The organism is Planomicrobium soli (assembly GCF_003014655.1).
GTDB lineage: Bacteria > Bacillota > Bacilli > Bacillales_A > Planococcaceae > Planococcus > Planococcus soli_B.
Genome location: NZ_PYAT01000019.1, coordinates 20,573 through 46,509 on the forward strand (window position 1 = coordinate 20,573; position 25,937 = coordinate 46,509).

Annotated in this window: 28 protein-coding genes and 1 tRNA gene; 12 read left to right on the forward strand and 17 right to left on the reverse strand. The window is 42.5% G+C overall.

The features are described 5' to 3' along the window. A complete protein-coding gene (locus B0H99_RS16205; protein ID WP_106534729.1) occupies positions 1-936 on the reverse strand; it encodes a Gfo/Idh/MocA family protein in 936 nt (311 codons plus the stop codon). A 121-nt stretch (positions 937-1,057) separates the two neighbouring features. On the opposite strand from B0H99_RS16205, the gene B0H99_RS17885 reads away from it, so the two are divergent. Beyond that, entirely contained in the window at positions 1,058-1,201 is a 144-nt protein-coding gene (locus B0H99_RS17885; RefSeq protein WP_181313692.1) for a hypothetical protein, read from the forward strand. A gap of 86 nt (positions 1,202-1,287) precedes the next feature. Here B0H99_RS17885 and B0H99_RS16210 read toward each other — a convergent pair whose 3' ends face one another. Further along, entirely contained in the window at positions 1,288-2,124 is an 837-nt protein-coding gene (locus B0H99_RS16210; RefSeq protein WP_106534730.1) for a DNA-3-methyladenine glycosylase family protein, read from the reverse strand. 96 nt (positions 2,125-2,220) lie between these two features. Between B0H99_RS16210 and B0H99_RS16215 the strand changes: the two genes are divergently transcribed. The 4 genes from B0H99_RS16215 (at position 2,221) to B0H99_RS16230 (ending at position 4,690) form a co-directional block, all read left to right on the forward strand. Further along, complete coding sequence (locus tag B0H99_RS16215; RefSeq protein ID WP_106534731.1) at positions 2,221-2,934, forward strand: thermonuclease family protein; 714 nt, start codon at positions 2,221-2,223, stop codon at positions 2,932-2,934. A 14-nt stretch (positions 2,935-2,948) separates the two neighbouring features. Continuing rightward, on the forward strand, positions 2,949-3,470 hold the full coding sequence (locus B0H99_RS16220; RefSeq protein ID WP_106534732.1) for a 2'-5' RNA ligase family protein: 522 nt from the start codon (positions 2,949-2,951) through the stop codon (positions 3,468-3,470). 330 nt (positions 3,471-3,800) lie between these two features. After that, positions 3,801-3,873, forward strand: a tRNA-Val gene (locus B0H99_RS16225). A 376-nt stretch (positions 3,874-4,249) separates the two neighbouring features. Beyond that, a complete protein-coding gene (locus B0H99_RS16230; protein ID WP_106534733.1) occupies positions 4,250-4,690 on the forward strand; it encodes a YybH family protein in 441 nt (146 codons plus the stop codon). A gap of 56 nt (positions 4,691-4,746) precedes the next feature. On the opposite strand, the gene B0H99_RS16235 is transcribed toward B0H99_RS16230, so the two are convergent. The 5 genes from B0H99_RS16235 to B0H99_RS16255 all read right to left on the reverse strand — a co-directional run bounded on the left by B0H99_RS16235 (position 4,747) and on the right by B0H99_RS16255 (position 9,882). Then, a complete protein-coding gene (locus B0H99_RS16235; protein WP_106534734.1) occupies positions 4,747-5,121 on the reverse strand; it encodes a YciI family protein in 375 nt (124 codons plus the stop codon). A gap of 344 nt (positions 5,122-5,465) precedes the next feature. Continuing rightward, entirely contained in the window at positions 5,466-7,499 is a 2,034-nt protein-coding gene (locus tag B0H99_RS16240; RefSeq protein ID WP_106534735.1) for a TRAP transporter permease, read from the reverse strand. Next, the gene (locus B0H99_RS16245; protein ID WP_106534736.1) at positions 7,489-8,013 is read right to left on the reverse strand and encodes a DUF1850 domain-containing protein; all 525 of its coding nucleotides are present in this window, start codon (positions 8,011-8,013) and stop codon (positions 7,489-7,491) included. Before B0H99_RS16245 ends, B0H99_RS16240 begins: the two co-directional genes overlap by 11 nt. 73 nt (positions 8,014-8,086) lie before the next feature. Continuing rightward, positions 8,087-9,082: a TAXI family TRAP transporter solute-binding subunit gene (locus B0H99_RS16250; protein ID WP_106534737.1), complete on the reverse strand. Its 996-nt coding sequence runs from the start codon at positions 9,080-9,082 to the stop codon at positions 8,087-8,089. 215 nt (positions 9,083-9,297) lie between these two features. Beyond that, positions 9,298-9,882 carry a phosphatidylglycerophosphatase A family protein gene (locus B0H99_RS16255; protein WP_106534738.1) on the reverse strand — a complete coding sequence of 195 codons (585 nt, stop codon included), beginning with the start codon at positions 9,880-9,882 and terminating at the stop codon, positions 9,298-9,300. A 104-nt stretch (positions 9,883-9,986) separates the two neighbouring features. On the opposite strand from B0H99_RS16255, the gene B0H99_RS16260 reads away from it, so the two are divergent. The 3 genes from B0H99_RS16260 (at position 9,987) to B0H99_RS16270 (ending at position 11,735) form a co-directional block, all read left to right on the forward strand. Beyond that, positions 9,987-10,709, forward strand: a complete 723-nt coding sequence (locus tag B0H99_RS16260) for an alpha/beta hydrolase (RefSeq protein ID WP_106534739.1) — start codon at positions 9,987-9,989, stop codon at positions 10,707-10,709. 75 nt (positions 10,710-10,784) lie between these two features. Then, the gene (locus B0H99_RS16265; protein WP_106534740.1) at positions 10,785-11,303 is read left to right on the forward strand and encodes a YjcG family protein; all 519 of its coding nucleotides are present in this window, start codon (positions 10,785-10,787) and stop codon (positions 11,301-11,303) included. Next, entirely contained in the window at positions 11,304-11,735 is a 432-nt protein-coding gene (locus tag B0H99_RS16270) for a GNAT family N-acetyltransferase (RefSeq protein WP_106534741.1), read from the forward strand. Between the two features lie 48 nt (positions 11,736-11,783). Here the strand turns inward: B0H99_RS16270 and fabI are convergent, their stop codons facing one another. Continuing rightward, positions 11,784-12,554 (reverse strand): enoyl-ACP reductase FabI, encoded by a 771-nt coding sequence (fabI, locus tag B0H99_RS16275; protein WP_106534742.1) that lies wholly within the window; start codon positions 12,552-12,554, stop codon positions 11,784-11,786. 88 nt (positions 12,555-12,642) lie between these two features. Continuing rightward, positions 12,643-14,013, reverse strand: a complete 1,371-nt coding sequence (mgtE, locus tag B0H99_RS16280; RefSeq protein WP_106534743.1) for a magnesium transporter — start codon at positions 14,011-14,013, stop codon at positions 12,643-12,645. A 101-nt stretch (positions 14,014-14,114) separates the two neighbouring features. On the opposite strand from mgtE, the gene prpE reads away from it, so the two are divergent. Continuing rightward, positions 14,115-14,852: a bis(5'-nucleosyl)-tetraphosphatase PrpE gene (prpE, locus tag B0H99_RS16285; protein ID WP_106534754.1), complete on the forward strand. Its 738-nt coding sequence runs from the start codon at positions 14,115-14,117 to the stop codon at positions 14,850-14,852. Here prpE and B0H99_RS16290 read toward each other — a convergent pair. The 3 genes from B0H99_RS16290 to yjbM are packed head-to-tail and all read right to left on the reverse strand — an operon-like array spanning position 14,849 to position 17,210. Beyond that, the gene (locus B0H99_RS16290; RefSeq protein WP_106534744.1) at positions 14,849-15,724 is read right to left on the reverse strand and encodes an RluA family pseudouridine synthase; all 876 of its coding nucleotides are present in this window, start codon (positions 15,722-15,724) and stop codon (positions 14,849-14,851) included. The two genes, prpE and B0H99_RS16290, sit on opposite strands and share 4 nt — an antisense overlap. Positions 15,725-15,735: 11 nt before the next feature. Further along, positions 15,736-16,536, reverse strand: coding sequence for an NAD kinase (locus tag B0H99_RS16295; RefSeq protein ID WP_106534745.1), 801 nt, complete (start codon positions 16,534-16,536; stop codon positions 15,736-15,738). Next, the gene (yjbM, locus tag B0H99_RS16300) at positions 16,533-17,210 is read right to left on the reverse strand and encodes a GTP diphosphokinase (RefSeq protein ID WP_106534746.1); all 678 of its coding nucleotides are present in this window, start codon (positions 17,208-17,210) and stop codon (positions 16,533-16,535) included. The genes B0H99_RS16295 and yjbM overlap by 4 nt, the downstream gene beginning before the upstream one ends. A 318-nt stretch (positions 17,211-17,528) precedes the next feature. Between yjbM and B0H99_RS16305 the strand changes: the two genes are divergently transcribed. The 3 genes from B0H99_RS16305 to B0H99_RS16315 all read left to right on the forward strand — a co-directional run bounded on the left by B0H99_RS16305 (position 17,529) and on the right by B0H99_RS16315 (position 19,427). After that, complete coding sequence (locus B0H99_RS16305; RefSeq protein ID WP_106534747.1) at positions 17,529-18,110, forward strand: CYTH domain-containing protein; 582 nt, start codon at positions 17,529-17,531, stop codon at positions 18,108-18,110. A gap of 124 nt (positions 18,111-18,234) precedes the next feature. Continuing rightward, a complete protein-coding gene (locus B0H99_RS16310; protein ID WP_106534748.1) occupies positions 18,235-18,633 on the forward strand; it encodes a globin domain-containing protein in 399 nt (132 codons plus the stop codon). Beyond that, entirely contained in the window at positions 18,630-19,427 is a 798-nt protein-coding gene (locus B0H99_RS16315; RefSeq protein ID WP_245894553.1) for a ClpXP adapter SpxH family protein, read from the forward strand. Before B0H99_RS16310 ends, B0H99_RS16315 begins: the two co-directional genes overlap by 4 nt. A 421-nt stretch (positions 19,428-19,848) precedes the next feature. Here B0H99_RS16315 and pepF read toward each other — a convergent pair whose 3' ends face one another. From pepF to B0H99_RS16340, 5 genes are all read right to left on the reverse strand, one after another. Continuing rightward, positions 19,849-21,657, reverse strand: a complete 1,809-nt coding sequence (pepF, locus tag B0H99_RS16320; protein ID WP_106534749.1) for an oligoendopeptidase F — start codon at positions 21,655-21,657, stop codon at positions 19,849-19,851. A gap of 60 nt (positions 21,658-21,717) precedes the next feature. After that, on the reverse strand, positions 21,718-22,809 hold the full coding sequence (locus B0H99_RS16325) for a competence protein CoiA (RefSeq protein WP_181313693.1): 1,092 nt from the start codon (positions 22,807-22,809) through the stop codon (positions 21,718-21,720). A gap of 68 nt (positions 22,810-22,877) precedes the next feature. Then, complete coding sequence (gene mecA, locus B0H99_RS16330; RefSeq protein ID WP_106534751.1) at positions 22,878-23,534, reverse strand: adaptor protein MecA; 657 nt, start codon at positions 23,532-23,534, stop codon at positions 22,878-22,880. 248 nt (positions 23,535-23,782) lie between these two features. Continuing rightward, positions 23,783-24,178: a transcriptional regulator SpxA gene (gene spxA / locus B0H99_RS16335; protein ID WP_181313694.1), complete on the reverse strand. Its 396-nt coding sequence runs from the start codon at positions 24,176-24,178 to the stop codon at positions 23,783-23,785. Between the two features lie 373 nt (positions 24,179-24,551). After that, positions 24,552-25,754: a putative glycoside hydrolase gene (locus tag B0H99_RS16340; RefSeq protein ID WP_106534756.1), complete on the reverse strand. Its 1,203-nt coding sequence runs from the start codon at positions 25,752-25,754 to the stop codon at positions 24,552-24,554. Between the last annotated feature and the right edge of the window lie 183 nt (positions 25,755-25,937).

The window sequence follows — 25,937 nt, forward strand, 5'->3', positions numbered from 1 at the left end:
TTATTTTAGGTTTTCAGTCAGTAAAAAATCGATATAGCGCTGAATGACCAGCCCTTCTTCAAAAGGAACAAGCAAAGCAGAATGCTTCTTCATTTCTTCAAACAAAGAAGGTACCGGCTTCAGGTCTGTAAGCTGCTTACGTTCTTCGTATTTTTCAGAGACATACAAGGTCGACCAATTTTCCAGCGTCAACACGCCTTCTTCCCCGTATACTTTAAACTCCAACAATTCTTTTTGGCCGATGCCGCTTAAGCCTGTAAGCAAAACCGGAATTTCTTGCTGCAAAGCAATCGCCTGGGCGATCACGCCTGTTTCACATAAGTCTTTCTGCTCCGGATACGTGATCTGGTGCGACTGGATTTTGAGCTCACCGAACAAGCGATGGATCAACTGCAGATAATGCGGAAACACCTCACGGACAAAACCGCCTTGGCTTCTTGAAGCTATCCAAGGATTTTGCTGCCAGGCACGTGGCCAATCCGGGAAAAATGTCTGCAATTCCACACGCACAATTTTTCCGATGCTGCCACTGCGGATTCGCCTGGCCATTTCACGGACAGCCGGACTGTACATGAGCGGAAAATGCATCGCAGTCTGAACGCGTGAATCCATCGCCGCTTTCACCATCGCTTCCCCGTCTTCGGCATTGTGGGCAAGCGGCTTTTCGCTTAAGACATGGATGCCTGCACTTGCCGCGAGCCGAGCAATAGACGCATGAGAAGACGGCGGCGTGCCGATGTACAGCCAATCGATTTGTGAATGCAATACTTCCTCTAATGTTGCAGCGATTGGAACCCCATAAGTTTCGTGGAGTGTTTTCAAGCGTTCTTGCTGTTCATCGTAAACCGCCAGAACTTCTACCCCGTTTTCCTGTTGGATCTGTTTGATGATCCGTTCCCCTACAATTCCTGCTCCGATGATGCCGATTGATAGCATGAAATCCCTCTTCCCATTGTGGCCTGACGGCTCAAATTACGTTTCTCTGTTTAATAGTGTAACCTTTTGGGGTATAGAATAGTCAAACAATTAAGATCGAAAATTTGAGGAGGAATGCAGAATGAACAATCAACCAAACTGGTGGGAACCTATTTTCTCAGGAGAACTTGAAATTGGGTTGAACAAAGAAAAATTAGAAGACATCGAACAAGAAACTTTTCTATATTTTAGCGAAGCCCATTTCGATATGGAGTCAAACGCTTAATTGAGCGCGCTATTCATTTTTAATTGCATAGATACATAAAAAACGCCTTTTCACTTATCCAAGGAAAAAGGCGTTTTGTAATATTCTTATTCCAAACTTCGCCATAAATACAAAGCGGCATATGATAAATACGGGGACCAGTCAGGCAAATGCCTTAGAATTTCCTCCGCTTTTGGTTTCTCTTGCCGATGCCACTGGATTTTCAGTGCATTTTGAAGACCGATGTCCGCCAATGGAAATAAATTCGGCCTGCCTAAACCAAATAATAAAAAGTTCTGTGCAGTCCATGGACCGACACCCCGGTACGAGGTCAGTTCCGCAACAATCTCTTCATCTGCTTTCGCTTCCATTCCATCAATGTCCAGATTTCCAGAAGCGATAGCTTTAGACAGCCCGATAACATATTCCGCTTTTCTCGTACTGAATTGCAGTTCCCGCAGCTCTTCCACATCCAAATTACCCACAGTTTCCGGTTTCGGATAAAACCATACACCATCCCTTTCTTCTCCATAAAGTTGGACAAACCGGCTGGTTAACGTATGTGCAAACGACAAATTCAACTGCTGGTGGATGATGCTCTTCATCAAGCAACCGTATAAGGAAAACTCGCGGACGAGCGGTGTGCCCCTGTGCTCTTCGAAAAGCTCGGCCAGATCCGTTCTTTTAAAGTGCTCATCGACCGGCTCCAAAGATCGATGGAAATGGAAAAGTTCCTGAATTCTTTTTTCCTGATTTTCTTTCGCCCCTTCGATGGAAAAAACTGGATTTTCAGTTGTGCCTAAGGCTTGGACTGTAACGCTATTTCCTTCACGCATCGGCACTTTCACACTTTTTTCAGACAAGTTCACAGCGTGCAGCGGATCTAACGACAATCGATCCAGTGCACGGTCAAAATCATACATAAACGGCAATGAAATGCGCATACACTTCCCCCCTTCCTTCCACCGTAGCCGAACGTGCATTCGATTGCAAGCAGCACTTCAACAAAATATAATGGACACAGAAAGCAGGGATGTGGAATGAAACAAGCTATCTTAGTGCTCTGCCTTTTGCTGTTGTCTGGCTGCGGATTGTTCGAATCCACAGACACCGGCGGGACAACAGACCAAATTGATGTAGAAGTGACCTCTGTTATCGACGGAGACACAATCAAAATCATGTATGAAGGAAAAGAGGAAACCGTACGCTATTTGCTGATTGATACTCCAGAAACCAATCATCCATCGCTTGGAGAGCAGCCACTCGGCAAAGAAGCGACAAAAGAAAACAAGCGCATCATCGATTCGGGTGATGTCTCGATCGAATTTGATGTGGGCGGCCGCTTTGACGATTATGGCAGGTTGCTTGCATACATTTATGTCGACGGAGAAAGTGTGCAAGAACAATTGCTTCAATCCGGCCATGCACGTGTCGCATACGTATACCCACCAAATACCCGGTATGTCGACGAATTTGAAAAAGCGGAAAAAAAAGCGCGTGACGCCAGAACCGGAATATGGGAATTCGAAAATTACTCGACCAATCGAGGGTTTAATAAGGATGCATATGGAACATCAAATGCTTCGAAAGAAAAAGACAGCGGGAAATGTGACATTAAAGGCAATATTAACCGGAACGGAAACAAAATTTATCATATGCCGGGAAGCGGCTCTTATGAACAAACCAATCCGGAAAAGTGGTTTTGTTCTGAAGAAGAAGCGCTCGCTGCCGGATTTAGAAGTGCTGGCCAGTAAAGAGGAGGATTTGGATGCAAGTTATCGTGCTGCGTTTTGATTATGCATCGTCCACTAAAGTTGAAACGATGCAAGAGCAAGGAAAGGTGGCAAGTTTAAAAAATGAAACTTCCTTGCCCCCACATATTACACTGCAAACTTTTTCACAAACCGAACCGTTAGCCTTAAAAAAAGCGGTAGAACCTTGGGCCGAACTGATCAAGCAGCTGCCGCTGTCTTTTTCTTCCCTAGGCTTTTTCAAACAACAAGGCACTTTTTATTTGGCGCCAGTCATAACGCATGACTTGGCTGACCTGCACCGGTCACTGAACTTGGCGACACGGGAGTTTACGGGGCAGAACACATTGTATCTGCAAGACAACTGGGTACCGCATGTTACTGTCATGAACAACGTTGCAGCGCCGTTTTGGGGTCCATTATTTGCCCGTCTTGCACTCGAATTCGAACCGTTCACAGGAACCGCCACTGCAATTGAGTGCTGGTCGATTATTCAGGGACGCGCTCAAACAGAGTGGAGCGTATTTCTTTCGGAATAGGAAAGTTGGATATATATTTTGATCCATTCTCTAGCTGCAGGCGGACGCTTTCTTATCAATAGTCAAGTGGTTTTCTTCTTTCTTTTCTTAGGGAATGGAAAGAAATTCGGCTTAGACAGCGGGGCTTTCCGTTCCGGCGCTCGCTTTCCGCGGGCACGGGCTCAGCCGCTTCACTCGCTGTGCTCGCTCCAGGGTCTTCGGCTCGTGCTGGTCCCGCAGGAGTCGCCGCCTTTCGCTTTTAATCAGCAATTCAGTCTATACTTGCTATTAAAAAATGATGTTGACTTTTTTCCAGCACACAATATATAATAATATTTGTCCTGGAAATGAGATTCCTTAGCTCAGCTGGGAGAGCGCTACCTTGACAGGGTAGAGGTCGCTGGTTCGAGCCCAGTAGGAATCATATATGCAAAGCCCTTCATACCAACGTATGAAGGGCTTTTTTATTTATCATAATAACTATGAAAAATATTCTGCTTCCCCTTTCGTATTCAAGAAGCTTCTAATAAGCCGTCATATGTAAACCCATTTAAGACAAAGATTTGTTTGTGAACGCTGCAAATAAACTTTATTAAAATAAAAAATCTATTCTTCTTAACTTTAAGTCCTTTAAGGACTTTTTAAAAAGCTTAATCAATTATTCTGAGTTTGTTTTACAGCCTCTATTCTAATTTTGTATATGTACCGTTATGCTAAAGGAAGTATAAGATAGTGAAAAATTGCGTTCAGTCTCTTAAAATGAATAATCTTAATTCGTAGTTAGGAAGGGGAAATTACCAATGGCGAAGAATTTTTCTGAAGTACACGATGTCCTTGAAACTTACAAAACCGCAATTCATGAAAAAGATGTTGAGAAATTATTGTCTCTGTATTCTTCTGAAATCCACATTTATGATTGTTGGGGAAACTGGGAAAGCAAAGGAATTCCTTCATGGAAGGCGAGTGTATCTGAATGGTTTGATGGCTTGCGTGAAGAGAGCGTTCTCCTTGAAGTTGCTTTTAACGATGTCGTAATTGAAAAAACTTCAACCTTGGCATTTGTCCATTGTGCAGTTACATTTACGGGATACCAAGAAGAATCGGGTGTGCAGCTTCGTCAAATGACCAACCGGTTCACCTATGGACTGAAAAAAGTGAAGGACTCATGGGCAATTGCCCATGAACATTCTTCATTGCCTATAGATTTTGAAACAGGGAAAGGACTTTTTGATTTAAAGTAAAACAGACTATGAAGATATTATTGAAGATGAATAAAGGGATTGCAGATGCAATCCCTTTATTCTTTCATATCAAAAGAGTCAATAGGGCGAATTTCAATTTCCCAACCAAGCTGTTCGCCATGACTTATTTGCACGGTCGGGTGTAGAGAAGCCACTTGAATTGCTTCCTCGATGTCCTGAGCTTCTAGTATGAACGCACTTCCGATCAATTTTTCAAGCTGAGTTAGGCGTCCATTACTGACTTCTATTTTTCCATCAACTCGTTGCAAGCTTTTTACTTCTTGTGTAACACCAGCATCTACCAGCACATGACCACTTTTATATAATTCCTGGAGATGGTACTGACATTCCAGCATGATCGCATCATTTTTTTCCTTTGGCAGCGCATCCATCTTCTCTTTATTGAAGTAACCCAAGCACAAGTACTTCATCTAAATCCCTCCTTTGGTATACTCCAGCTTCTTCTGTTCCTTATGAATGTATCTAATTAGTTAAAGTTACAATAATCGATTCTCACTAAAATTCATCAGACAAAACCCATTCTATCGTATGCAATAGCTGATATACCAAGAATTCCCTAATTTCGGCCTAGCTGTCTATATATATTTAGTACAATAGAGATCGGCTGATTCGACCCTAGCAGAAATCATGATGGATGGAAATCAAAAGAACTCTACGTTCATTTAGATTTTTTATTTCTTTTTGGCCCATATTTTAAGAACACATGCTGCATGTAAAAAAAGGCAGGAGCTTTCGCCCCCACCTTTTTTCATTTTCACGCTTCCGAAGTGCGTGGTACTCCCTTTTCTCTTGATATCCATTGAAGAATCAGAAGAACAACAAAGACTGCTGCTCCAATTGTGTCGGACAAACCTTCCGGATAAATCAATGCCAAACCAGTTACAAACGAGATAACCCGTTCAAACCAATTGAGTTTCCGGTACCAAAATCCGATCAAGCCTGCGCCGATAGCAATCATACCAGAGATAGCCGTAATCAATACCCAAATCAGTTGCGGCCATGTTGTATCGATCATTAAGAGTGCAGGACTTAAAACAAACATATACGGAATGATAAACGCGGCGATTGCTAGCTTCGCAGCTATAAAGCCGGTCTTTATCGGTTCTCCGCCGGATATCCCTGACGCAGCAAAAGCGGCAAGCGCGACTGGAGGGGTGATATCCGCAATAATCCCGAAATAGAAAACGAATAAATGGGCGGACAAAGCGACAACTAGTGGCACAGCGGCCCCAAAAGGCTGATCAATCATCAAAAGCGCAATGATAGCAGGCGCTGCGATGGTTGAGGTGATAACATAGTTTGCTGTTGTCGGCGAACCCATTCCCAACACGATCGAAGCAAGCATCGTGAAGAACAATGTCAATAAAATATTGCCTCCTGAAGCGGAAACAAGGCCGTTCGCCAAACCAAGACCGAGACCCGTTTTAACTACAACACCAACAATAATTCCCGCTGCGGCTGTCGCAGCAGCCACGGCTAAAGCGGTTCTTGCCCCGTCCACAAGCGCATGGATAATATCCTTGAATCCTAAACGCGTTTCTTTATTGAATGCGCTGACCACAACAGTCAGAACAATTCCATATAACGCGGCATGCATGGTTGGAATACCGATAAATAAAAAGACGATGATAGCCACAATCGGAAGCAGTAAATATATTTTTTTCAACACTTCTTTCCGATTAGGCATTTCTTCTTTTGTCAAGCCTTTCAAGCCGGTACGTTTTGCTTCAAAATGCGTCATAATCCATACACCCGTAAAATACAATAGCGCAGGAATTGCGGCAGCTTTCGCAATTTCCCAATAAGTGACTCCGCCGATAAACTCGACCATCAAGAAAGCCGCTGCCCCCATGATTGGAGGCATAAGTTGCCCGCCGGTTGAAGCCGCAGCTTCCACTCCCCCTGCGAACTCTTTCTTATATCCCAACTTTTTCATCATCGGAATTGTATAAGAACCTGACGTTACTACGTTGGCAACTGAACTTCCGGAGATTGTTCCTTGAAGCGCACTTGAGAAAATTGCTACTTTTGCAGGGCCGCCCGTCAAATGGCCTGCCAGTGATACTGCCAAGTCATTAAAGTATTGGCCGACGCCCGTTTTTACCAGAAACGCTCCAAATAGTAAGAATACAAAAATGAAGGTCGCGGAAACACTGATTGGCGTCCCTAGAATTCCATCTGTTGTAAAGAACATCAATTGGATTACTGAATCGAGGTCCTGGCCGCGATGCCGCAGGAAACCTGGAAAATAAGGACCGAAAAAAGCATAAGTTAAAAACAAAGATGAAATGATCGTAATCGGAAGACCTACCGCTCGGCGTGTCGCCTCAAGCGTCAACAAGACGGCCAATATCCCAACAACCAAATCCATTTCCGTTACTCGCCCTACCCGAAATACCAGTTCATCGTACATGACTGGCCAATATGCTGCGACGCCTACTGCCAGCAATGCTAAAATATAGTCATACCATGCAACTTTCAGGCGGCTCCCTTTTCTTTTACGGGCTGGGAATAAAAGGAATATAAGCGCAAGTGCAAAACCTAAGTGAATCGATCGTTGAATATACGCTGTGTATTGCCCATATACAGCTGTGTACAATTGAAATAAAGAAAAAGCAAGCAATCCGTAAAAAACGATATGTTTTACAAGTCCTGCCAAGTCTCGCGTGTTCGACTCAGGATCGTATTTTTGCAATACTTCTTTCTGCTTTTCTTCAGAAATGTACGAATCATCCTCTGGCGGAAGTTTCATTTCTTCTCTTTCTTCTGGCGGCATTTTATTGCTCATAGATGTTCACTCCTTTTAATTGCTGAAAAAAAGACAACCGCTGAACCCGAAGTGTATAGGAGGTGCCGCGTTCTAGCTCCTCTTTCAAATCAAGCTCTCTTTCTTGGATCAAAAAAGACAATCCCGCATCTACATCTCCAACAAACAGGCGAAATTCCGGTATTTTTCTTTCCATATTTTTTATAAAGTATTTCCCGTCTTTTTCGACAAACTCTTCTCCTTCTCCTGCATTTGATGGCATCCCGACATTAAAATCTTCGTACTCCAGTTCTGTCGCCATCAAAGTATGATCCGGAAGCGTTTTGTAGCTTTCAAGAACTTCAGAAAGGTGGATAGAATGAGTATACTTTATTTTAAAAGTGCTTTCTACATATGGAATATAAGCGGTAACTCTATCGCTATTGTTGTTGATGAACACATAATTTTTGTGAATCGGGACAAACAGGATTACAAAACCCGTGAAAATGAAAGCGAATACCAAAAGAAAGATCCACTGTCTTTGCATGAAAGCCATCGTTCCTTCTCCTTTTTGCAGAACATAAATAACGACGACAAAGCTTCTGCTTTATCGTCATTATTTTTTACGCTTATTGATTTACTTCATCAAAATACTTCTGGGCTCCTGGATGGACCGGAATACCGATTCCTTCAAGCGCCGTTTCTGATTTGATAAATGCAGCTTTTGCATGCTGGATTTTGTCTGTATTTTCGTAAATTGCTTTTGTAATGTCATAAACAAGATCTTCTGAAAGGTCGTTCTGGGCGACTAACATCGCTAATACAGAAACCGTCGCAACATCTTCAGGAATGCCGTAAGTATCCGCCGGCACTGTATCATGGGCGTAGTAAGGGTATTTTTCGATTAATGCATCTGCTTTATCTTTTGCAACTGGTACGATTGCAACATCAGAAGTAGCGCTCAAGCTTTCAACCGCTCCAGTAGGTGTACCTGCTGTAATGAAAGCAGCGTCTATCTGGCCAGCCTGCAAACTTTCCTGCGACTCCGCAAAGTCCAAGTTCTGAGCTTTGATATCGTCCATTGTCATACCATGAATTTCTAATAACTGCTCTGCATTGATGTATGTTCCAGAACCCGGCGCACCGACTGAAACACTTTTGCCGGCAAGATCTTCAAACGAAGTGATGCCTTTTCCTTCAGTTGTAACCAGTTGAATCGTTTCGGGATAAAGAGCTCCGATTGCGGATACCGTGTCAATAACTTCTCCTTCAAACATATTCGTTCCTTCTGATGCATAGAATGCCGTATCCGTTTGGACGAACGCAATCTGCGCATTGCCGTCAGCTAAAGCAGTCATATTGGCTGCCGATGCTTGAGAAGATTCAGCCGTTGTCTTAACACCGGTTTCATCTGTAATAATCTGCGCCATGGCTCCTCCTAGAGGATAATACGTTCCAGTTGTACCACCAGTTACCATGCTTAGGAATTCAGGATTAGCTGATTCGCCGCCTCCCTCGCTCCCGCCGCTGTTTGAAGTAGATTCTCCTCCACCGCCACATCCAGCAAGCAATAAAGATCCCGCTAAAGCAATTGTAGCGAATAAACTCGATTTCTTTTTAACCATTATTAGTTCCCCCTTATCAGATAATTTTATTTTTTCTCTTTTTAATCATATCATTACTTTCTATCTATTGAAACACGAATTTTTTTGATTATAATTATGTAAGTTTTTGTTTCTTGAAATTTTTATTTTTCATGCTCCAATTCTTCTGGGCCTGAAGAAAATTCCAATCGCAAGCGATTGGAATTCCCATATTTTTTATAAACGAGACCGAAATCTCACGTTTCCGCTCCCTCGACTTTTGTTTCAGGCGCAGTTTCTTCCGGAGCCAAGTCTTCAAAAGTTTTACCCTGCTCCTCCAAATCCCGCGTACGGTGAGCAATTCTCGCAGATGCACAAGCAGCTATACTTGCCACAAGATCATCCAAAAATGTATGGACAGCTCCTCCAGCCTTGGTATCCAACTTACGAATAACGCCGATTTTATTCTTATCCAAATGGCCGAATGTCGTGACTGCAATGCTGCCGTATGTCAATACTGCGCCAAGGCCAATCATTTCATCCACGCCAAAAAGCCCTTCATCTGTACCGACTATCGTTTGGAGAGGACGTGACAACTTCCCTTGTTCAGCCAGCTCGTCTAGTTCTACCCCTACCAAAATAGCATGTTGCATTTCCCTTTTGCGCAAAACACTTTCCACTGATTCAATGCAGTGTTCAATAGTCAGCCCTTCGTTATATGGCAATTGCATTTCCAAAACGATTTTGGCGATATCTTCGTTGGTAACGCCTCTTCGAATTAACGCTTCGTGTGTCGCTTTTGTTACTTCATCTGAATGAACTCGAAATTTTGCTCCATCCATAGATAAAACCCCTCTCTCTATTGGTTTGCCTTCTTCCCCTATTATACCCCTCTTGAAGGAATATGTTACAATTTTCTTATAAACCCTATAATAGGAGGATTTTCATGAATAGAGGAACTGTACAAGACTTGTCCATCTACAGCAACGAATTGCAGGAAGACGTGCAACTGCTAGTTTACCTTCCCGCCAATTATTCCCCTTTATATAAGTATACGGTAGTCATCGCTTCCGATGGCAAAGATTATTTCCAGCTTGGCCGTGCACCACGTGTAGCCGACGAACTGCTGGAAAATAAAGAAATCGAAAATATTATCTTCGTCGGCATTCCATACAAGAGCGTTGCCGACCGTAGCCGGAAATACGAGCCGACCGGTGAACAGCACGAGGCTTATTTGCGTTTTTTGGCCCATGAACTTGCGCCTTTTCTTGATGAAAGATACCCGACTTACCAAGTCGGTATGGGACGCGCACTGATTGGCGATTCGTTGGCTGCTACCGTTTCCCTTATGGCTGCATTGAAATACCCAAACATTTTTGGCAGGGTCATTTTGCAATCGCCTAAAGTAAGCGATGAGCTGCTCCAGAAAGTAACTGATTTCCAATCAGCCAACTCATTCACGGTCTATCACGTTATCGGCATAGGCGAAACCGCTGTCAAATTGACAAGCGGCGGAACTGCTGATTTCTTGCAACCAAACCGGGAACTGCATGAATTGATGAAGCAAAAAGGGTTTTCTATTTTTTACGATGAATTCGACGGCGACCATACCTGGAAGCATTGGCAGCCGGATTTGAAACGAGCTCTAGTGCAGAATTTCGGAATTTGATTGTGCTTTTCCAATCTTTCGACACTTTGCTATAATGAAACAGTAAATAAGTTCAATCGACTAGGAGGCTATTTTATGAAATATGGCGTTGTTGCATTCCCATCAAAAAAATTACAGGATTTAGCCAATTCGTATCGCAAGCGCTATGATCCGCATTACGAACAGATTACTCCACACATGACATTGAAAGATGCGTTCGAAGCGGATGACAACCAAATCAAAGAAATATCCGATGAAATTGCAAAAATTGCAAAGCGCCATCGACCATTTAAATTGCACGCTTCTCGTGTTAGTTCTTTTTCACCTTTGACCAACACGTTATTCTTTAAAGTTGATCCTTCTCCTGAAATTTTAGCGATTCATAAAGATTTGCATTCCGATCCGTTTGGCAAAGAGACAAAGTATACCTATGTGCCACATATCACCATTGCTCAAAAAATGTCTGATTCAGAACATGCCGATGTTTTTGGGCAATTGAAAATGGCGGGAATCAACCACGAAGAAATTATTGACCGTATTCATCTACTTTACCAATTGGAAGATGGTTCTTGGACAGTTTTTGACACGTTCCGTTTAACGGGAGATGAGCAATAATTGCAGAAAGTCATAGTCGCCACTACCCCATTGGAAAAAGAACAAGCCATGGAAGTACGAAGAACCGTTTTTATCGAAGAACAGGGAGTTCCAGCAGCTATTGAAATGGATGCCAATGATGCCACTGCCATTCATTTTGTCGGCTACCAGTTTACCCAGCCAATAGCCGCCGGCCGGATTCGTGAGATTGAACCCGGCGTCGGCAAGGTGGAACGCGTGTGTGTTTTGCCTGAATACCGTGGACAGCACGTTGGTGTGCAGGTCATGGAGGCAATGGAAGAACATGCGCGTTCAAACGGAATTTTTAAGTTAAGACTGAATTCGCAATCTTATGCTATTCCTTTTTATGAAAAATTGGGTTATGTCATCACTTCACCTGAATTTTTTGAAGCCGACATTCCCCATCAATCCATGGAAAAAAATATTATATAAAAAAAGCAGACCCGCCGATAAGGCGGATCTGCTTTTTTTGTGCGTTTCTTAAAGAACGTGATAGCCGCTGTCGACGTGGATGGTTTCTCCAGTGATGCCGCGGGACATTTCACTGAATAAGAACACAGCCGTATCGCCGACTTCTTCAGGTGTTGTGTTGCGGTGAAGCGGCGCTTTTTCTTCGATTTCGTGAAGGATTGTATTGAAGTCGCTAATTCCTTTTGCAGACAGCGTCCGAATTGGGCCAGAAGAAATAGCATTGACACGGATGTTGTGTTTGCCAAGATCTGCCGCCAAGTAGCGGACTGACATTTCAAGAGAAGCTTTTGCAACTCCCATGACGTTGTAGTTTGGCATAACGCGTTCGCCGCCAATATATGTCAGCGCTACAATGCTCCCGCCTTCAGCCATTAGCGGCTTCGCGTATTTCGAAATAATAGTCAATGAATATGCAGAAATGTTTTGTGCAAGCAAAAATCCGTCTCTTGAAGTATCAGAAAAATCGCCTGCCAACTCTTCTGTTTTTGCAAAAGCGATGCAATGAGCCAATCCATGAATCGTTCCAACTTGTTCTTTAATGGAAGTGAAACATTTTTCAACATCCTCGTCACTTGTTACATCACAAGGCAAAACAAGTTCGTGGTTGCCGTCAAGGGTTGCGACCAAATCACGTACCGATTTTTCAAAGCGCTCCCCTGCGTATGTAAAAATCAGACGGGCACCAGACTGATCAAGAGACCGGGCAATTCCCCATGCAATACTGCGTTTGTTTGCTACACCCATAATTACGAACGTTTTTCCTGCTAATGATATCGACATTCCGATTCCTCCTGCACTATTGTTATCTCAATTTATTACCTGGTACTAATATTACCTTATAAAAAAGAAAAGTGCAATTCGCACTTTTCTAGAGCTGGCTTAAGAACGTCGTCGCCAAACCAAGATAAATTAAAATGGAAATAATATCATTCAATGTCGTGATAAATGGTCCTGATGCAACAGCGGGATCGATTTTCATCCGGTGAATCAATAGCGGAATGAACGATCCCGCAAGCGTCGCCACAAAAATCGACCCCATAACTGCTGTTCCAACCAAGATGCCAATCAACAGTTCGCCTTTCCAGAAGTAAACAAGTCCTATGACTACCACTCCACATACAACACCCGTGATCAAACCTGTTCCGGCTTCTCTCAACAGCAGCTTTACCTTGCTTTCTTCTTCAATATCTCCTGTGGCAATACCACGAACCGCGACAGCCAACGCTTGTGTACCGCTGTTTCCGGCCATTCCTGCAATTAGTGGGATAAAAACTGCAAGCAATGCCACTTGGTCTAAGGTCGCTTCAAAAAGCCCCATTAAGTTGGCGGTAAGCATACCAAGGAATGTTAAAAGAATCAGCCAAGGCAACCGTTTTTTCGCTGCTGTAAATGGCCCTTTATCGAAGTTATCCATATCGGTGACCCCTGCAAGTTTTGAATAATCATCGGAGGCTTCTTCGTCCAACACGTCAATAATATCGTCGACCGTAATGATGCCAAGCAGATGGTTCTGAAAATCCACTACTGGCATAGCGAGGAAATCATAGTCCTTAATCATTCGGGCCACTTCTTCCTGGTCTTCTCCCACTGAAACACTGACTACTCGCTCGCTCATGATGGAAGAAATCAGCGTGTCTTCATCGGCAATAATCAAATCACGCAATGTCACAATTCCTGTTAGTTTGCGTTCGCTATCGATAACAAAAACATAATAAATGGTTTCGGCTTTTGACGCCGCATTTCTCAAAATATTCATTGCTGAACGGACGGTCGAATTTTGCGGGATGGCCACAAATTCCGTCGTCATGATGGAACCGGCCGTATACTCTTCATAATGGAGCAAGTCTTTTATTTGTCTGGCGGATTCTTTATCCATGATTGACAAATAAGTAGCCACTTGTTCTTTGTTCAGGTTATTAAGAACGTCAACCGCATCATCCGTCGACATATTCGAAAGCATATCCGCAGCATATATCGAATTCAACTCTTTAAAGAATTCTTCGTATTCTTCATCGTCCAAATCAATGGCCGCAAATATTAGGGCCATTTCCTTCGGAGAGAGATACTGATACAGAAGCTCGCGCATTTCCGGTTCCGCTTTTTCATAAAATACGGCCTGATCGTATGGGTGATATGACAAAAACTCTTCCCTGAATGTTTCAACTTCCCCGCGTTCCAATAATTCCATCAACAGTTCTTCGTTCAACTCTTCATCGCGAACTGTTTTTTCTTCAATCATGTATGCTCCCTCCTTTCGAGTATTAAACTTCTTGCTTTTATAATCTATACGTTACACTATGTCTATGTACAGAGGCAATTTTGATCAATGAGGTGATTGGATTGAAATACGATATTATTGGCGATATCCATGGATGTTATGCGGAGCTACTGGAACTCATCGAAGTTCTTGGCTATGCAAAAGAGAGGGAACAATTTGTCCATCAGGAAGGGCGCCAGCTTGTTTTTGTCGGAGACGCGATGGATCGCGGCCCTGACTCTCTTGCTGTGCTGCGCCTTTTGTTCGCGATGCAAGATAACGGCACTCTCTATTATTGCCCCGGTAATCACTGCAATAAACTTTATCGCTTTTTCATGGGCAACCGTGTTCAGTTGATGCATGGATTAGAGATTACAATCAACGAATGGCACCGGCTTCCAAAAAAAGAACAACAGCAATTCCGCTCTCGTTATATTAAATTTTATGAAACATTGCCGTTATACCTGGAATTAGAAGGCGATCTGCTTGTCGCCCACGCCGGCCTCAAAGCCGACATGCTTGGAAAACCCGTCAACAAAAGCATTGCCGCTTTCGTGCTGTACGGTGACACTACCGGCAAACTTGATGCGCAGGGGCGTCCCGTCAGAAGGGATTGGGCTAAATCCTATAAGGGAGACAAATGGATCGTATACGGTCATACGCCGACAGAAGAGCCATACATTACCAACAATACCGTAAACATAGACACCGGATGTGTTTTCGGTGGATACTTGTCCGCGTTCCGTTATCCAGAGAAGACGATTGTTTCCGTACCGTCCCTTCAACCTTATCAGCCGCAGCGTTTCCATAAATTCACTTAAAGCAGCAACGCCATATCCTCATTTAACGGAGAAGTGAAATTCAACCGCTTTCCAGTTGTAGGATGGAGAAGTTCAAGTTTGTCGCAGTGCAGCGCCTGTCTCGTGATCAATTCCCGTTTGCCGCCATACAAATCATCGCCGAGCAGCGGGTGACCAATATGGGCGAGATGAACCCTGATTTGATGGGTCCGCCCTGTATTAAGCTGAAGCTGCACATGTGAATAGCCGCAAAAATTATGAAGGACCCGCACTTGCGTTTCTGCAAACTGACCGTCAGGACGCACCTCTCTTTCAATAATGCTTGTGCTTTTTCTGCCGATCGGTTCTGTAATGACAAATTCGGGTTTTTCCAATAAGCCATGAACAAGCGCTTGGTACCGCCGCTTCATCTTTTTCCCCTGCTGCTGCACGGAAAGCATATGATGAATATGGCGGTTTTTTGCAATGCACACGAGACCAGAAGTATCGCGATCAAGGCGTGTTGCAATATGAAGCGTAGCAGGAATTCCTTGATTTTCAAAATATTTCGCCACGATATTCGCAAGGCTTCCTGATGGATGCTCACGAGAGGGAATTGTATTTTGGACTGGCGGCTTATCGATAATCAATAATGCTTCATCCTCGTATACGATATGCAGCGGACCGTCTTCTGCAATCAATCCCGCTCCCCGTTCTTCATTCGGAAAAATAACGGTCACAGCATCGTCTTTTTCCAAGACATGCCGGACCGTTACTTCCTTGCCGTTCACTAAAATTCGTCCGCCGCCATATTTCACTGATGCCAACGTACGCTTGGAAATGCCCCAGCCGCTTAAAGCTTCACGAAGAAGAACGGCCTCTGGGGCGATATAAGTTAATTGAAATGGTTTCATTTTTTCCACCTTTATCTATCGTTGTCAATGAAAGAATCATGGACCCGTTTCCAAAACGGGAATGCACGGAATCGTGCAAACCGGACTTTTTCATCAGCCACTCTGTACTCAATTGATTTAACATCTTTATGAAGCAATTGGATATGATCGATTGTCACCATGAAATCCGGCGCTTTTACCGGACGCAGTACACAGCGATGATGCGCAGGCAAAACAAGCGGGGATCCTACGGTCCGGAACACCCGGTTATTAATCGATGCCATTTCAGTAAGCTGCATAGCTTGCAGCGATGGATGGATGATCGCCCCGCCCAAAGCTTTATTGTAAGCTGTGCTTCCAGAAGGTGTCGACATGCACAGTCCATCACCTCTAAAACGCTCGAAATGGCTTTCGTTCAAAAAGACGTCCATGACAAGTGTTACTTCTGCCGATTTGACCGTTGACTCATTCAATGCTAAGTACACGGCAGGCTTCTCGGAATTCTGGTAGTGGACGCTGACCTCCACTAACGGATATTCAATTACTTCGTATTCTTTTTTTGCGATGGACAGCACCAGCTTTTCAATTTCTACGGGCTGCCAGTCTGCATAAAATCCGAGGTGCCCGGTATGTATGCCGACAAAAGCAACAGTATCCAACTGGTCTCTGTATTTATGGAAGGCATGAAGCAATGTTCCATCCCCGCCAATCGACAACACGACATCCGGCGATTCCTCATTCCACACCATGTCAAAATCTTCTAAGTAAGCCCGCGCCGTAGCCATCAGATCATTTGAAAGGTCATCTTGTCTGGATATGATAAAAAATTTCATCTGTTTGTTTGCTCCCCTTCCCTATCGGTTGGAAAATGCGTGTTTTGAGATTCTTTGTATTCGCTGAAATATGCCTGGGCTTCTTGGATTTCATCCCGTATTTTCGACATTTCTTCATCCAGCTGAAATGCTGCTTCAGCTGCACGCTGAAGCCTGAGCTTGATTTCTTCCGGAAAAATCCCTTTGTATTTGTAATTGAGCGAATGCTCGATTGATGCCCAAAAGTTCATGGCTAACGTGCGGATTTGAATCTCAGCCAAGATCAATTGTTCTCCATTGATCGTTTGAACCGGATATTCAACGATTACATGATAAGAACGATAACCGCTTTGCTTCTCTTGTGAGATGTAATCTTTTTCTTCCACAATCCGCAGATCATTCCGTTGCCGCAAAAGCCCTACGACAGTTTCAATATCACTGACAAATTGGCACATCATCCGTAGCCCGGCAATATCCTGCAATTCGTGAGCGAGTTTCTCTGATGGCTCAAAGGCAATGCCTTTTTCAAGAGTTTTGTCATAGATGCTTGCCAGCGGTTTTACACGCCCCGTAACAAATTCAATCGGTGAATTCGTATTTTCAGTTTCAAACTGCCCGCGCATTCCTTTGAATTTTATTTTCAACTCGTCTACTGCTTGCTTATATGGTGCTAAAAAACGATCCCATTGACCCATAAGTGGTCCTCCCCCGCTTCTTTTTACGCTCGTGAAGCAAGTGCCTCATGAATTTTTCCACTGCTGCTATACGGTATCGCTTTCCGTATTTACTGTTCTCTTATTAGATTCTCTAGTCAGGCTGATTAATCCTTGTGAAAACTGCATTTCAGCTTAGTCAATGAAAAGCCGATAGTTTGGCCCCTGTACTTTTGCCATAAGTTTTCGCAAGGCAAAATTTCTTTTGGACCCGATGCTAGTAATATTTTAACACAGCTCTTGCATCGTTGCAGTTTGCCAGAAACTATCCGATAATAAAATTATTGAGGGGTGTTAATGATGACGAAAGAACTTGAAATTGAATTTAAAAATATGCTGACACAAGAAAAATACAAAGAACTGTTATCTGCATTCAAGTTTCAGCCAAGTGATGCCAAGGTTCAAGAAAATCAGTATTTCGACACACCTGATTTCAAATTAAAAGATAAGCGGTGCGCGCTCCGGATTCGGAAAAAAGCAGACGGATTTGAATGCACACTTAAACTTCCAGCGCCTGAAGGAAATATTGAAATAACCGACCAGCTGGCTCAAGGAGAAGCGGAAAACATTGAGCAAGCAGTCTCGTTCGATGCTAAAGAAGTGCTTCAGGCCCTTAACGAAGAAAAAATTGACTGGAAAGCCTTGCGGCCGATCGGTACATTGATCACCCATCGCATTGAATTCGAATACAAAGGCGGTTTACTGGTGCTGGATCATTCGTTCTACAGCGGCAGAGAAGATTATGAAGTTGAATACGAAGTTACAGATGCTGCAGCCGGCCAACAAATATTCAACCGCTTTTTGGCCGAACATGCTATACCTGTCCATCCAGCAGAAAAAAAAATCGTACGATTTATGAAAGCTGCCATCTCAATGCCTTAGCTCTTTCCATGAATGGAATTTACAAATTTTGTTGTTTTTCTCCACACTGCTCAGTCGATTTGTTTGTGAAATCTGTCCTCCGTTGATAGAATGAATTTACAGCTAAAGCAAAGGAGACACAATGATGACTGGAAAACCGATAATTCCGTACGAAGAAATTGGTGCGGAACGCCTGTCACAGTTAGTCGATGCATTTTATGCTCGTGTGGCACAGCATCCAAAGCTGCAGCCGATTTTTCCTGACGATTTAACAGAAACTTCAAGAAAACAGAAACAGTTTTTAACGCAATATTTAGGCGGACCTAATATATATTCAGAAGAACATGGCCATCCACGATTGAAAATGCGCCATCATCCTTTTCCCATTACCCCAGATCGTGCACAAGCATGGTTGGAATGCATGAGTGAAGCCATGGATGAAGTGGGACTGGCAGGCAAATTTCGTGAAACCTTCTATAATCGCCTTGTTCTGACAGCGCATCACATGGTCAATGAACAAGATAGTGAGGAGGAACTGGAGTGAGCAATACAGAGTTTGTTCCGGAAGCCCTTGAAAAATCGAGCACACTTAAACCATTGGAATTATATATTTTTATGGACCCGCTCAATTCCCAATGCTGGGAACTTCAAGCAATTATCCGCAAACTGCAGATTGAATACGGCCATTATTTCTCGATGCAAATCGTCCTGAGTACCAAATTGACTAATTTGAATTCTATCGGCAAAACATCGATTATAGACACCAATAACCTTTCCCATCCCGTGCTGGCTTCTGTGGCAGTAAAAGCTGCCGAACTTCAAGGCAAACGGGCTGGAAACCGTTTTTTGCATAAACTTCAAGAATATTTGCTGCTAAAGACTAAAGACGTATCATGCTATTCAATTTTATTGGAAATTGCCGGTGAAGCAGAGTTGGACCAAGAAGAATTCAAGCGGGACTTTCATTCGGTACATACGGCGAAAGCTTTTCAATGCGACCTTCAGATCACCCGTGAAATGGAAGTCAGCGAAGTTCCAAGCATCGTATTTTTTAACGAATGTATCGAAGACGAAGGCGTAAAAGTATCTGGCCTTTATCCTTATAGCGTCTATCAGACCATTTTGCAGGAAATGCTCGGAACGGATAGCTTGAATAAGCAGAACCCGCCTAGCTTAGACGAACTTTTTTCTAAATATTCTACTTTGGCAACCAAAGAGATTGCCTCAATCTACAATATTTCCGAACAGACAGCTGAACGCGAATTGAAAAAGCAGATGCTCCAACAAAAACTGGAGCGCTTTAGTTTAGCAGAAGATACATTATGGAAACTAAAATAACCTATCCGCCAATTGGCGGATAGGTTATTTTAGTTTCTAATGAACCGGCATATTACTGCATAAAGTCCATTTTGCAGAATAGAACGCTTTTTTATAAGCCCTCTCTTGCAATAAAACGCAGCAGACCCAAAGAAATTTCGATTCATCAGAAAAAGGCCCTTTCCATTGTCCGGAAAGGGCCTTTTCTATATTACACAAAGGGGATGGGAGAAATGTTCACGCTCAAACAAAGGGGTGTATGTTTGTATGTGATTTATTTCACACTCTAACTTTATCATGAAATAATAGTTAATGCAATAATTCACATGCTTCTTCACAAATTCGTCAAATAAATTCTATTTTAAAGGATAATGGATGTATTTTATATTATTTTAAGAAAACAATAAAAGGAAGCCAAAACTTTATTGGCTTCCCTTTTGAGTTATTTTTTTAACAATAGATTTTCCAATTCATTGAGTTTCTGTTCAAAAACTTGGCATGCTTCTTCAATTGGTCCAGAAGAAGTCATGTCTACTCCAGCTTTCTTCAGCACTTCTATTGGATAGTCCGAACTGCCAGCCTTTAGGAATTCATTGATGTAACGCTCGACCGCCGACTCGCCTTCTTCTAAAATCGATTTGCTTAAAGCAGTAGCCGCACTGAACCCGGTCGCATATTGGTAAACATAATAATTATAATAGAAATGTGGTATGCGGGCCCATTCTAAACCAATTTCTTCATCTACCGCCACTTCTTCGCCAAAATACTTTTTGTTGAGTTCGTAATAGACTTCGGTTAATCTGTCGGCCGTTAACGCTTCCCCATTTTGATCCATCTGGTGTATCAAGTGTTCAAATTCAGCGAACATCGTTTGGCGGAAAACGGTGCCTCTAAATCCATCCAACCAGTAGTTAAGGAGATAGATGCGTTCTTGGTCATCTTCTGTAGTCTTGACCATGTATTCGTTCAGCAATGCTTCGTTGCAAGTAGAAGCTACTTCTGCTACAAAGATAGAGTAGTTGCCGTAAACAAAAGGCTGAGAGCTGCGTGAGTAATAACTGTGGACACTGTGGCCAAATTCATGCGCCAGCGTAAACAGATTGTTGACATTGTCTTGCCAGTTCATCAAAATATACGGATTGGTGCCGTAAGCTCCAGAAGAATAGGCGCCGCTGCGCTTGCCTTTGTTTTCTTTGACATCCACCCAACGATTGTTAATCCCTGTTTCAACAATCTTGGTATATTCTTCGCCAAGGGCATCCAGCCCTTTAAGCACTAAGCCAGTCGCTTTTTCATAAGGAATTTCCATCTCTACTTCTTTCACTAGAGGAGTATACATATCATACATATGCACTTGGTCAACGCCCAGCACTTCTTTCCGCAGCGCTGCATAACGATGAAGCAGGTGCAAGTTGTTATGGACTGTTTCGATTAAATTATCGTAGACGGTCTCAGGAATATGATTGTCGCTTAATGCAGCTTGGCGTGCAGATTCGAATTTGCGGATTCGTGCATTTACGTTGTCGCGCTTAACATTGCCTGAAAGCGTGGAGGCAAACGTATTGCGGAATTTTCCATATGTCGCATAGACAGCTTTGAAAGCCGCTTCCCGCACACGGCGGTCTTTGCTTTCCAAAAACCTGCTATAGTTGCCATGAGTGATCTGTACTTGCTCACCTTTTTCATTTTCGATAGTGGGAAACTCCAAATCAGCATTGTTCAGCATACCGAACGTTTCTGAAGATGCACCGACCACTTCTGAAAGCTGAGCCAACAAAGATTCTTGTTCTGCAGGCAGTACATGCGGCCGCATGGAATTTAGTTCGTCCAATGCTTGTTGATACATTTTTAAGCCTTCGTGCCCATCAACATAGCCATTGAGCAACGATTCGTCCAATTCAAGAATTTCAGGAGTCAGATAAGACAGGCCAGTTGAAATTCTCGCGTACAAGGATTTCATGCGGCTATCCATCGCCTGGTATTTCGAGTTGGTCGTATCTTGATCATATCGCATGTGCGAATATGTATATAATTTTTGAACGCGCTCGTACAATTCGTCTCTATATACCAAAACCTCGTATAAAGCTTCAGCGCCATCCTTCAGCTTCCCTTGATAGGATGCTGATTTTTCTGCAAGTTCGGCCACATCTTTAAACTCTGCCTCCCACGCTTCGTCCGTCCCAAAAATATCTTCTAACCTCCAAGTTAATTCAGTTGGAATTTCACTTCGTACTAATGTTTTATCTGCCATTTTAATTCCTCCTTATTCTCATTCTTTAGAGAATCGAACCACTTTATATTTTCTCAATTTTCACAAGGTTTTGCAATAAAAATCATATAAAAGATTTGTATAACCGGATACTTGGTTTGATTTCCCTTTCAACTTTTCATACAAACTCAAATAAGACTCTACAAGCGCCTCTGCTTCTTTAGCTGCAGCCGACTTATGCACCGGTATTTTCCCGGATCGAATCAGGGAAGCTGCAGTTATTCCTTTACACGCTGCTTCCACTGCCTGCAGCTGCCATAACACTGCATTACAGTTAATAAGGTCAGCATTTTTCATCGGCAGGCCAATCGCTTTCGGCAAATTCCGGATGTCGATACCCATTTCATAACAAGTGCGCCAAAAAGGATTTTGCACTCTGTTTTTCGAATAGTACTGGGCAATGATGAATTTTTTTCGCGCATGATCAAATAAACCAGACATCGTTTTAAATTCTGCTAAAGTCATTTGTTTCGGAACTGCAAAAGGAAATTGCTGTTTTGATGCTGCAAGCGATTTTACTTTTACAATCCAACGGCTTCCGCTTATATAAATTAAGTTTGAGCAATAATAGAAGCGATTTTCTTTTGGTGAGAATAAAAGCAGATAAGGACTTTTTTGTGTTTCCAATAGCATTTCTTTTTTCCAGTGGGTCAGTTTTAGTTCTTGTATGCCTTCTGCCAAAGGTTCCGAAAGCCCCCCTATCCAGATGGTTTGTACAGCACTTCGAGTATAACCGAGGGTTCTTTCCATAATTTGAGCAGCAGGAATCGGACTGCATTGAAATTCGATGGCAGTATGTTGATTGATGAGCAAGTCGGCTCTTTGGCGGATCACCGGAAAATATTTTTCCAGTTCGACAGTGAGGTTTTGAGATAAGAAGAATTGATAGAGCAGGAGTTTTCCATGGAGGTGCATAGAAGATTCAGCTTCACTGTAAGAGGCACAGTGAGATAAGTTTTTGTGTGCGAAATGGGGAGTTTTGACTTCCCCAACTTTAAGAATGACCGATGAACCGCATGTGGGACAAGAAAATTGTGTTTTTCTTCTAGCAGCCGCTAGTTCTTCTTTAGTATGGGTTCCAGTCAAATAAACTAAGCTACCGTTGTCTGTAGATGCCACTAATATTGAAATCACTCTCCTTTCTCTTATTGTATGAAACGCCCATAAAAATGACAATAAAAAAAGACCTCCTAATGGAGGCCTTATCCGAAATAATGAAGCACATTCGAAAGTGCATCTTCTTTAAAAATTTCCTTGCCGTACTCTTCCAATCGGTGAATAGTAATAGGCGAAGTTTGCAGATACTCAGCAAAGATGCTTATGTTATTTTTAACATCTTCATCCGAATGTAAAATTTCGTCGAAATTAACATACAAGTAGTACTTATTTTCAAAATGGTAAAGAGCAGTTTCAATCGGAACGTACATTAATCTACGTGCAATCGGCAACAACTCGTCCACCTCGGAAAACACGAAAGTGTACTCCAGCTTTTTCAAGTCAGGCTCATCGAATACAGGTTCGAATTCATCAAATTCCGGTGCAACTGCATCATCACTCGAAAACATTTTACGACGGTCATCTATATCATCGGGCAAATCTAATTTTTGCCCATCTTTCGTAAGTTGAGCTTTTGTTACCGTAACTTCAAGCCCCTTATCCATTGCTTGGACTTGTATCCAGAGAGGACCTTCCATAACAAAGTCGGCTTCCTCGTTAACTTCATCCATCATTTCCCAGAAAAGCTCTTCACTTTTGTCTCTGTTAAACCAGATTTCATCACGACTAAACCCACGCTCTTCTACGTCTAGATAGGAAATGTAAAATTTCACTGTATTATCATTAATGCGTTCTATATCCATTTTACACCTCTCCTTTCCTTTCGAATTGGACTAAGAGGATCTCCTCATAAGTCGTGCATTTGTTGCTGTTCTTATTATATCTTTTTTAGATCCTAAAGAAAAAGTTTCTGCTTGAAAGCATTTTCAGCATCAAGTACATAGTAGTTTAGTTGAATTCACAAATAATTGCAACATCAGTGAATAAAGAAAAGCTGTCCTAAGATCCATTATGAGGTGCCATAAAGACCGGACAGCTTTTGAAGCTTTTATCAGTTTACTAAACGCTGTGCTTCAAGCAACTGGTATGCTCTCACTTTACGTGGAAGGAAACGGCGAATTTCATCTTCGTTGTAGCCAACCTGCAAACGTTTTTCGTCCATAATTATCGGACGGCGAAGTAATCCAGGATGCTCTTGAATCAATTCATACAAACGTTGAAGCGGCAAACTTTCAACATCCACATTCAGCTTTTGGAATATCTTTGAACGAGTCGAAATGATCTCGTCTGTTCCATCTTCAGTCATACGTAAAATTTCTTTAATTTCACTAATAGTTAATGGTTCAGAAAAAATATTGCGTTCTGTATATGGAATTTCATGTTCTTCTAACCATGCTTTTGCTTTTCGGCAAGAAGTACAGCTTGGAGAAGTAAATAAAGTTACCATCATAATTGAACACTTCCTTTCGAATATCAAGAGAATACAAATTAATCTATTATCAAATAAGAATCAGTATAATCTAGAGGCTTTACATTCATTATACAATACTTGGGGTGAAATGAATATACTACTGACAGAAAAATATAGGCCAGATACTAGAATTGTCACATTATTGTTACATATTATTCTGTAAATATAATCATACTCTTGAGTACCCGGCACGTTATATATTCAAACATAAAACTGTATTTTTTTTATTCTCAATTATCATTTCTCTTTGAAAATTTCCTTATACTTATAGTACGTTTTTCCAGCCAATTAGTTTCATAGAAAAAAGAGCCGATTCAGTTGAATCGGCTCTTTATTTTTTCAAAAGCGCTTAAGGGGTATAGTCTACACCTTTTGAATAGGTATTTCCGGCGTTCCAAAGCAGATATTCCTCAATGCCGTTGTCATTAAGCGCTTTGATCTGCGCTTCTACTTCCGCTTTTCCGTACTTCATGTAATTTCCGCTGCCAAGATAAGAAGCGGTGAAATCTTGAAGCCACGGGCGTGAAGTCGGAGGGTTTTTCAGTTCTCCCAGTTTTTTATTTTCCACTTTTGCATATTCAGAAACCAATTTGTATGGCTCTAAATCGGGTTTCGCAATACCGAAATACGAAGTCCAGTGACTTGGATAAATCATGGAAGAAATAACGTCCACATTTTCAGATATCTTCGAGAAATTTTGCCCTATTCCTGGAGCTTCCGGCAATGTAGCGGAATAACCAAAAATGTCTACTGAAACTTCTACATCATAAGGTTTTAATTGCTCACGTGCATAAGCGACAAAATTCGTGACCGCTTCTACACGGCGCTGAACAGGATCAAGCTTTGACTCCTCATATTCTCCCATTGAATATTCTAGAGTATCCGCTTTATTTTCAAACCCTTCCGGGAAACGAACATAATCAAATTGAATTTCTTTAAAGCCCAGTTTCGCTGCTTCAATGGCAATTTGTACATTATAATCCCATACTTCTTTTAAGAACGGGTTTACAAATGATTCTCCTCTGCCATTCTTCCAAACTGAATCTCCAGCCACAAACGACAGATCCGGTCTTTTTTTGGCAAGAACAGAGTCTTTGAACACTACGACTCGCGCAATAGGATAGATTTCTTTTTCTTCCAGTACTTCAAGAACTTTTCGCGGATCTTTTATAAAGGGCTGTCCAATATCCAATTTAGCTAAATTAGAATCGCTTTTCGGGATATAGGTCAGGTGCCCAAGATCTTCTTTAACATCAATCACCATCGCATTCAAATCAGTAGAATCCACTAAATCCACTAATGTGTTGAACCGCTCGCCGCCTGCAGAATGAGCAGTAACGAAAATACCGCGGACTGCATCAGGATATTCAAAAGAAAGGCCGGAGTCGTATTTGTAAAGTTGTGAAGCAGCCAGTAAGTTGGTGTCAACGCTAATTGCGCCGTATGTACGTGGTGTGAAATTCGGCGATTCGTCTTCTGCTGCCAAAGCCGGTGGCACGCTTAGTACGCTTAAAGCCACTGAGCTGGCAACAAGCCATTTGATCCATTTCATGATGCCCTTCATCCTCTCTAGTTTCCTCTTCTCATTTTAGCACTATTTCGATAGATTGAAACATTTTAAAAAAGCAATGCCAAAAAATTGAGGCCACTGAAAAACCCTTCCTTTAAATCAATGGGAGACTAAAAAAAGAGTTGGAAGGCAGGATTTCCTGTCTTCCGACTCTTTTTTTGCCCT

Bases quoted from the DNA above. Each gene is read 5' to 3' on its own strand.
- mgtE (WP_106534743.1), bottom strand. From the start codon at position 14,013: ATGATTGAAGAAAAAACAGTTCGCGATGAAGAGTTGAACGAAGAACTG.
- yjbM (WP_106534746.1), bottom strand. From the start codon at position 17,210: ATGGGTCAATGGGATCGTTTTTTAGCACCATATAAGCAAGCAGTAGAC.
- B0H99_RS16205 (WP_106534729.1), bottom strand. From the start codon at position 936: ATGCTATCAATCGGCATCATCGGAGCAGGAATTGTAGGGGAACGGATC.
- B0H99_RS16310 (WP_106534748.1), top strand. From the start codon at position 18,235: ATGACTGGAAAACCGATAATTCCGTACGAAGAAATTGGTGCGGAACGC.
- spxA (WP_181313694.1), bottom strand. From the start codon at position 24,178: ATGGTAACTTTATTTACTTCTCCAAGCTGTACTTCTTGCCGAAAAGCA.
- B0H99_RS16245 (WP_106534736.1), bottom strand. From the start codon at position 8,013: ATGGCTTTCATGCAAAGACAGTGGATCTTTCTTTTGGTATTCGCTTTC.
- B0H99_RS16230 (WP_106534733.1), top strand. From the start codon at position 4,250: ATGGCGAAGAATTTTTCTGAAGTACACGATGTCCTTGAAACTTACAAA.
- B0H99_RS16340 (WP_106534756.1), bottom strand. From the start codon at position 25,754: ATGAAATGGATCAAATGGCTTGTTGCCAGCTCAGTGGCTTTAAGCGTA.
- B0H99_RS16240 (WP_106534735.1), bottom strand. From the start codon at position 7,499: ATGAGCAATAAAATGCCGCCAGAAGAAAGAGAAGAAATGAAACTTCCG.
- B0H99_RS16215 (WP_106534731.1), top strand. From the start codon at position 2,221: ATGAAACAAGCTATCTTAGTGCTCTGCCTTTTGCTGTTGTCTGGCTGC.
- B0H99_RS16265 (WP_106534740.1), top strand. From the start codon at position 10,785: ATGAAATATGGCGTTGTTGCATTCCCATCAAAAAAATTACAGGATTTA.
- B0H99_RS17885 (WP_181313692.1), top strand. From the start codon at position 1,058: ATGAACAATCAACCAAACTGGTGGGAACCTATTTTCTCAGGAGAACTT.
- B0H99_RS16295 (WP_106534745.1), bottom strand. From the start codon at position 16,536: ATGAAATTTTTTATCATATCCAGACAAGATGACCTTTCAAATGATCTG.
- B0H99_RS16235 (WP_106534734.1), bottom strand. From the start codon at position 5,121: ATGAAGTACTTGTGCTTGGGTTACTTCAATAAAGAGAAGATGGATGCG.
- fabI (WP_106534742.1), bottom strand. From the start codon at position 12,554: ATGTCGATATCATTAGCAGGAAAAACGTTCGTAATTATGGGTGTAGCA.
- pepF (WP_106534749.1), bottom strand. From the start codon at position 21,657: ATGGCAGATAAAACATTAGTACGAAGTGAAATTCCAACTGAATTAACT.
- B0H99_RS16290 (WP_106534744.1), bottom strand. From the start codon at position 15,724: ATGAAACCATTTCAATTAACTTATATCGCCCCAGAGGCCGTTCTTCTT.
- B0H99_RS16220 (WP_106534732.1), top strand. From the start codon at position 2,949: ATGCAAGTTATCGTGCTGCGTTTTGATTATGCATCGTCCACTAAAGTT.
- mecA (WP_106534751.1), bottom strand. From the start codon at position 23,534: ATGGATATAGAACGCATTAATGATAATACAGTGAAATTTTACATTTCC.
- B0H99_RS16210 (WP_106534730.1), bottom strand. From the start codon at position 2,124: ATGCGCATTTCATTGCCGTTTATGTATGATTTTGACCGTGCACTGGAT.
- B0H99_RS16260 (WP_106534739.1), top strand. From the start codon at position 9,987: ATGAATAGAGGAACTGTACAAGACTTGTCCATCTACAGCAACGAATTG.
- B0H99_RS16250 (WP_106534737.1), bottom strand. From the start codon at position 9,082: ATGGTTAAAAAGAAATCGAGTTTATTCGCTACAATTGCTTTAGCGGGA.
- B0H99_RS16255 (WP_106534738.1), bottom strand. From the start codon at position 9,882: ATGGATGGAGCAAAATTTCGAGTTCATTCAGATGAAGTAACAAAAGCG.
- B0H99_RS16305 (WP_106534747.1), top strand. From the start codon at position 17,529: ATGACGAAAGAACTTGAAATTGAATTTAAAAATATGCTGACACAAGAA.